The organism is Brachybacterium sp. AOP25-B2-12 (assembly GCF_052378625.1).
Classification (GTDB): domain Bacteria; phylum Actinomycetota; class Actinomycetes; order Actinomycetales; family Dermabacteraceae; genus Brachybacterium.
The window spans coordinates 1-5,603 of record NZ_JBQSXW010000038.1; the positions used below are offsets into that span (position 1 = coordinate 1).

At 68.4% G+C, this 5,603-nt stretch carries 4 protein-coding genes; all 4 read left to right on the top strand.

What is annotated here, in order from left to right; all coding sequences use genetic code 11:
* Window positions 1-468: BlaI/MecI/CopY family transcriptional regulator (locus tag ACT3TZ_RS14825; protein WP_444584188.1), on the top strand; the 468-nt coding region annotated here is incomplete at its 5' end.
* A complete protein-coding gene (locus ACT3TZ_RS14830) occupies window positions 465-1,313 on the top strand; it encodes a hypothetical protein (RefSeq protein WP_444584189.1) in 849 nt (282 codons plus the stop codon). The genes ACT3TZ_RS14825 and ACT3TZ_RS14830, both read left to right, overlap by 4 nt.
* A 78-nt stretch (window positions 1,314-1,391) precedes the next feature.
* Entirely contained in the window at window positions 1,392-3,320 is a 1,929-nt protein-coding gene (locus ACT3TZ_RS14835) for a cytochrome c oxidase assembly protein (RefSeq protein WP_444584190.1), read from the top strand.
* Complete coding sequence (locus tag ACT3TZ_RS14840) at window positions 3,317-5,599, top strand: heavy metal translocating P-type ATPase (RefSeq protein ID WP_444584191.1); 2,283 nt, start codon at window positions 3,317-3,319, stop codon at window positions 5,597-5,599. Before ACT3TZ_RS14835 ends, ACT3TZ_RS14840 begins: the two co-directional genes overlap by 4 nt.
* The last annotated feature ends 4 nt before the right edge of the window (window positions 5,600-5,603 follow it).

Consider the following 5,603-nt stretch of genomic DNA (forward strand, 5'->3'; position numbering starts at 1 on the left):
GCCGCCCGGAGACGCGATGATCACACCGGGCAAGATACGGTGTGGCGCGGTACAGACACGCAGGAGCAAGGAGTGGTTGATCAGATGGCAGGTGTGAGATCTCGGTCTGCCGGCGCACTGGAAGCTCTGGTGATGCGCGCCTTGTGGACCGCCGCCGCACCGCTTAGTGCCAGCGCGATCCAGGCGACCTTCGATGACCCCGCACCCGCCCAGACCACGGTGTTGACGGTGCTGTCCCGGCTCGAGACGAAGGGGATGGTCACCCGACGAGCCCTCTCCCCCCGGCGGGTCACATTCGAAGCAGCCGTGAGCAGTGCACAGGCGCACGCAGCAGACATGGTCGAGGCGCTCGAGGACGCGCAGGATCGCGAAGATGCACTGATGGCCTTCACCGACAACCTCTCCGAGGCCGACCTCGATCTGGTGATGGACGCGATCACCTCACGGCGCTCTCACCGGGAACGATGATGATCGGGGCGATCGTCGGGTTGATGGTGGCAGGACTCGCCGCCGTCCCGCTCTCGGCGTGTCTTCTCACTCGTGGGGGGTGGCAGATCCGTCGTCCACGTCGCGCGCTGATGGTGTGGGCTCTCGCCGGTGCACTGGGGTTGGTCGTGACGATCGTGGCCGTTCTCGTCGCGGCGGCGCTGTCGCTGTCGACGAGCTCTGCTGGCGCGCCGATCAAGGGGTTGGCCCTGACGCTCATCGCCTGGGCCGGGCTCGGAGGTCTTGGTATCGCGGGATCTCTTGCTCAGCTGGGTCGGGTCGATCTCGGCGAGGATGATGGCGAAAGGCCGAGCATCACTGAACTGCTCGCCCGTCGGCGGACAGACTCCTGGCAGATGGGTGCCATCACCGTCGTCGAGATCGAGGACCCGCGCTATGTGGCCGTGGCTATACCGGGCACGCCGTCAACGATCTTCGTCTCGCGCGCTGTCCGGCACGCACTGCCGCCCTCCTACCTGTCCGCTGTTCTCGCCCATGAGGCAGCGCACCTCAACCAGCGCCACGCACTGCTGAGGAGGCTTGGAGACTGGCACACGGCATGTCTGCCCAAACGTTCCCGCCTGCGGCGGGAGATCTCCTCACGGATCACGCTGCTCACCGAGCTGGCCGCGGACGACGCCGCAGCCTCCAAGGTGGGCCCCGCCCACATGCGGGATGCCCTGGCCGCTCTCAACCACATTTCCCCCTCCCGCGAGTTAGGAGTTCGCGCTGCTCGAGTCAGCGCGCTCCATTCGCAGCGCTGCGCGCCGGAAGCCTTGCCGTCTTCGCGCACTCTGAGCCGACAGCTGCGCCCCGGGCATCGCTGAGTCGCGCACGAGAGACGTCCGCGACATCGCAACCTGTCGCCCCGAGACCCTTATTCGACATCTTGTAGAGTCGGTGCGGTGAAGCAGAGAGCAGCGGCCCTGGCGCTCGGCGCGCTCTTCCTCGCGGCGCTGCCCGCGGTGGCGGCGAGCCTGCTCGGCGGCCCCTCCCTGTACGAGGACATCCACCGAGGGTTCCCCGGCTTCGGGCCGGCGGTGTTCGCGGCGGCGCTCCGCGGTGCCGCCGACCTCGCGGCCGTAGTCTCCCTGGGCGCCGTCGTCGCGGTGCTGTTCCTGCATCCGCGCGGGAAGAGCGAGGCAGGTCGACTGCGATTCGGCCCGGACCTGCGCCTCCTCACGTGGGCGTCGGGCGCCTGGACCGTGCTGGCGGCGGCGAACGTGATCGTCGTTGCACCCGAGTCCAACGGTGTCGAGCTGGGACGCCTCCTGGAGCCGGGGGCGTTCGGGCCGCTCTACATGTTCGGCTACATGCCCCGGGCGTGGACCGTGACTCTGGTCGGGGCACTGGTCTTGTGGCTGTGCTCCTACTGGGGAACGCGCTGGACGACGCTGCTGCCGGGGCTGTGGGCGGGGATCATCGGCGCTCTAGCGCCGGTGGTGGTGGGGCAGATCCTCGTCGGTCCGAACCATGACATCGGCGGGGATGCCGGCGCGCTCCAGACCATCGCGGCAGGAGTCCTCCTCGGACCGGTCCTGGTCACCGCCGCGGTGCGGCTGATCCGCACCGGGGAACGGGGCCCTCTCGATGAGGGGCTCGTCCTCCGCGTCGGCCTGGTCGGGGCGACTGTCGTGCTCGCGGCGGAGCTCGTGGTGACGTGGTTCAAACTTGCCGGGAGCGATCCGTGGGAGAGCGTGACCGGCGTTCTCGCCCTGGTGCGTCTTGCCCTTCTGGCAGCGCTCGTGGTCTCTCTCGTGATGATGCGGCGCAGGGGCTCTCACCGGATGGCGGTCCCGGCCCTGCTGATCATCGTGTGGGTGGCGATCGGTGCGGCGATGACTCGGATTCCGCCGCCGCAGTACTTCGTGCCCACGAGCATCCCCCAGGTGTTCATGGGGTTCGAGGTGCCGGATGCGCCGACATTCGCGACGCTTATGAGCACAGGGAGGCTCAACCTGCTGTTCGCCGTCCTCGCGGTCGTCGGCATCGCGTCCTATCTCGCGATGGTGATCGCCCTGCGCCGGCGGGGCACGAAATGGCCCATCAGCCGCGTGCTGCTGTGGTGCGGCGGCTGGCTGGTCGTTCTCGCGGCCACGAGCTCCGGGTTCGGGAAGTACTCCGCCCCGGACTTCGGCGTGCACATGGTGGTGCACATGAGCCTGTCCATGCTCGCTCCGATCCTCCTGGTCCAGGGCGGGGTGATCACGTTGATCCTGCGCACCGCGCGCGCGGATCGACGCCGGGCGAGCGTGCACTCGTGGGTGACGCAGATCCTGCACTGGCGGCTGCTGCGGACCCTCTACCACCCGGCGGTCGTGTTCATCATCTTCATCGGCTCCTACTACGGCCTGTACTTCACCCCGCTGTTCGGCACGATGATGCGCTTCCACTGGGCGCACCAGCTGATGAACCTCCACTTCCTGGCCACGGGATATGCGTACTACAGCCTGATCATCGGCGTGGACCGTCCGCCGCGCCCGTTGCCCCACATCGGGAAACTCGGCTACACCTTCGCCGCGATGCCCTTCCACGCCTTCTTCGGCGTGGCCATCTACTCCTCGCCCACGCTGTTCGCCCAGACCTACTACGACTACCTCGCGCTGCCGTGGGCGGATCTCTGGGAGTCGCAGAAGATGGCCGGTGCTGTGGCTTGGGGTGGTGGGGAGATCCCGCTGATCATCGCGATCGTCGCGCTGTGCATCCAATGGGCGCGCCAGGATGACAAGGAGGCCCGGCGACGGGATCGGCACCTCGACCGCGGCCTGGACACCGAGTTCGACGCCTACAACGACATGCTCAAGAGACTCTCGGACAGGGAGCGCACCCGATGAACCACACCCCCACCGCACAGGCCGCCCCACCAGCCCTCTCCCTGGAGGAGCGGTACACCTTCGACGTCTCCGGGATGACCTGCGCGGCATGCGCGAATCGCATCGAGCGGAAGCTGAACAAGCTCGACGGCGTCAGCGCCACCGTCAACTACGCCACCGAGCGCGCCGTCGTCACGGGCATCACCTCACCGGCGCACGCGATCGATGTCATCCGCGGCGCCGGGTACGACGCCGCCGAGCACGACGACCAGGACGACGAGTGGTCGCGCCGCGCCAACGAGAATCGCATCGTGAGCCTGCGGCGCAGACTCATCACCGCAGCACTGCTCACCGTCCCCCTGATGGACCTCACCATCGCCCTCGCACTCGTCGAGCAATGGCGGTTCCCCGGCTGGGAACTGCTGTGCGTCCTCCTCGCGATCCCCGTCATCACGTGGGCGGCATGGCCCTTCCACCGGGCTGCCTGGAGGAACCTGCAGAACCGCTCCGTCAGCATGGACACTCTCGTCTCCATCGGCATCCTCACCTCGTTCGGCTGGGCCCTGGTCTCGATGCTCGCGGGCATCGACGCCGCCGACGGCGTGTGGCTCGGCATCGGCGAGGTCCCCGAGGGCGCCAACGCCCTGTACCTCGATGTCGCCGCGGGGCTGACGACCTTCCAGCTCGCGGGCCGCTACTTCGAGACCCGCAGCCGGCGCCGCGCCGGCGACGTGCTCGGCGCGCTGTCCGCTCTCGGGGCACGAGAGGCCCGCCGTCGACGTGACGGGGTCGAGACGATGGTGCCGGTCGAGGAACTCCGCACCGGAGACGTCGTGCTCGTGCGCCCCGGCGAGACGATCGCCGTCGACGGCCGGATCATCGAGGGCACCGCCTCCCTCGACACCGGTGCGATGACCGGGGAATCCCTCCATCGCACGGTCGGGCCGGGCGACGAGGTCATCGGCGGCTCCGTCTCCGCGGACGGGATCCTCGCCCTCGAGGCGACCCGGGTCGGTGCCCACACGCAACTCGCACAGATGGCCGCCGTCGCCGAGCAGGCGCAGATCCGCAAGGCCCAGGTCCAGCACCTCGTCGACGCCGTGGTGCGCGTGTTCGTCCCCGTCGTCCTCATCCTCACCGTGCTCGTCGCACTCGCCTGGCTCCTCTCCGGGGCAGACCTGTCCACGGCGGTGACCAACGGGATCAGCGTGCTGATCATCGCCTGCCCCTGCGCCCTCGGTCTCGCCACCCCCACCGCGCTCATGGTCGGCGTGGGACGCGGCGCACTGCTCGGAGTCCTGGTCAAGGGACAAGACGCTCTCGAAGCCAGCGGCAAGGTCACCACCGTCGTCCTGGACAAGACCGGAACCCTCACGATCGGCGCTCCACGCGTCGTCGACATCCACCCCCACGGAGTCACCGCCGAGCAGCTAATGCGTCTGGCCGCAGGCGTCGAGTCGTCCTCCGAGCACGCCGTCGCCGAAGCGCTCCGCACCCACGCCGCGACCATGGTCGCCGACATTCCCGCCGCCACCGAGCACACCGTCTCCCCCGGTCACGGGATCAGCGCAACGATCAACGGTGAGAACATCGCCGTCGGCAGCCCCACCTTCATGCACGAACTGAGCGCCCACCTCAGCGAGCCGATGGAGGAAGCCATCAACGACGCCGAGCAGGCAGGTCGCTCCACAGCTCTGGTCGCACGAGGCGCCGAGGTCATCGGAGTGATCACGCTCTCCGACGTGATCAAGGAGGACGCCGCGGAGGCCGTCGCCGCACTGCACGAGCTCGGTCTGCAGACGGTACTGCTCACAGGGGACACCCCGGCAGCTGCCGAGCGAGTCGCCGACTCCCTCGGGATCGCGCAGGTTCGAGCAAGTGTCCTGCCCACCGAGAAGGTCGCCGTGATCGAACAGCTCCAAGCCGAGGGGCACCGAGTCGCCATGGTCGGCGACGGCATCAACGACGCCCCCGCCCTCGCGGCCGCCGATCTGGGGCTAGGAGTCGTCACCGGAACCGACGTCGCCCTCAAGACTGCTGACATCATCCTCGTCCGGGATGATCTCTACGCGATCGCGGACGCCATCACGCTCGCCCGCGCCACCAACCGCACCATCCGCACCAACCTGATCTGGGCCTTCGCCTACAACATCGCAGCCATCCCGATCGCCGCCGCCGGGCTGCTGAACCCCCTCATCGCAGCCGCAGCGATGTCCCTCTCCTCCGTCTTCGTCGTCCACAACAGCCTCCGACTCCAGAACATCCGAAGCCTCCGCCCAAACAGGCCACGCGACGTGTAACCAA

Coding starts and splice junctions, on each gene's coding strand:
- ACT3TZ_RS14830 (WP_444584189.1), top strand. CDS start 465: ATGATGATCGGGGCGATCGTCGGGTTGATGGTGGCAGGACTCGCCGCC.
- ACT3TZ_RS14840 (WP_444584191.1), top strand. CDS start 3,317: ATGAACCACACCCCCACCGCACAGGCCGCCCCACCAGCCCTCTCCCTG.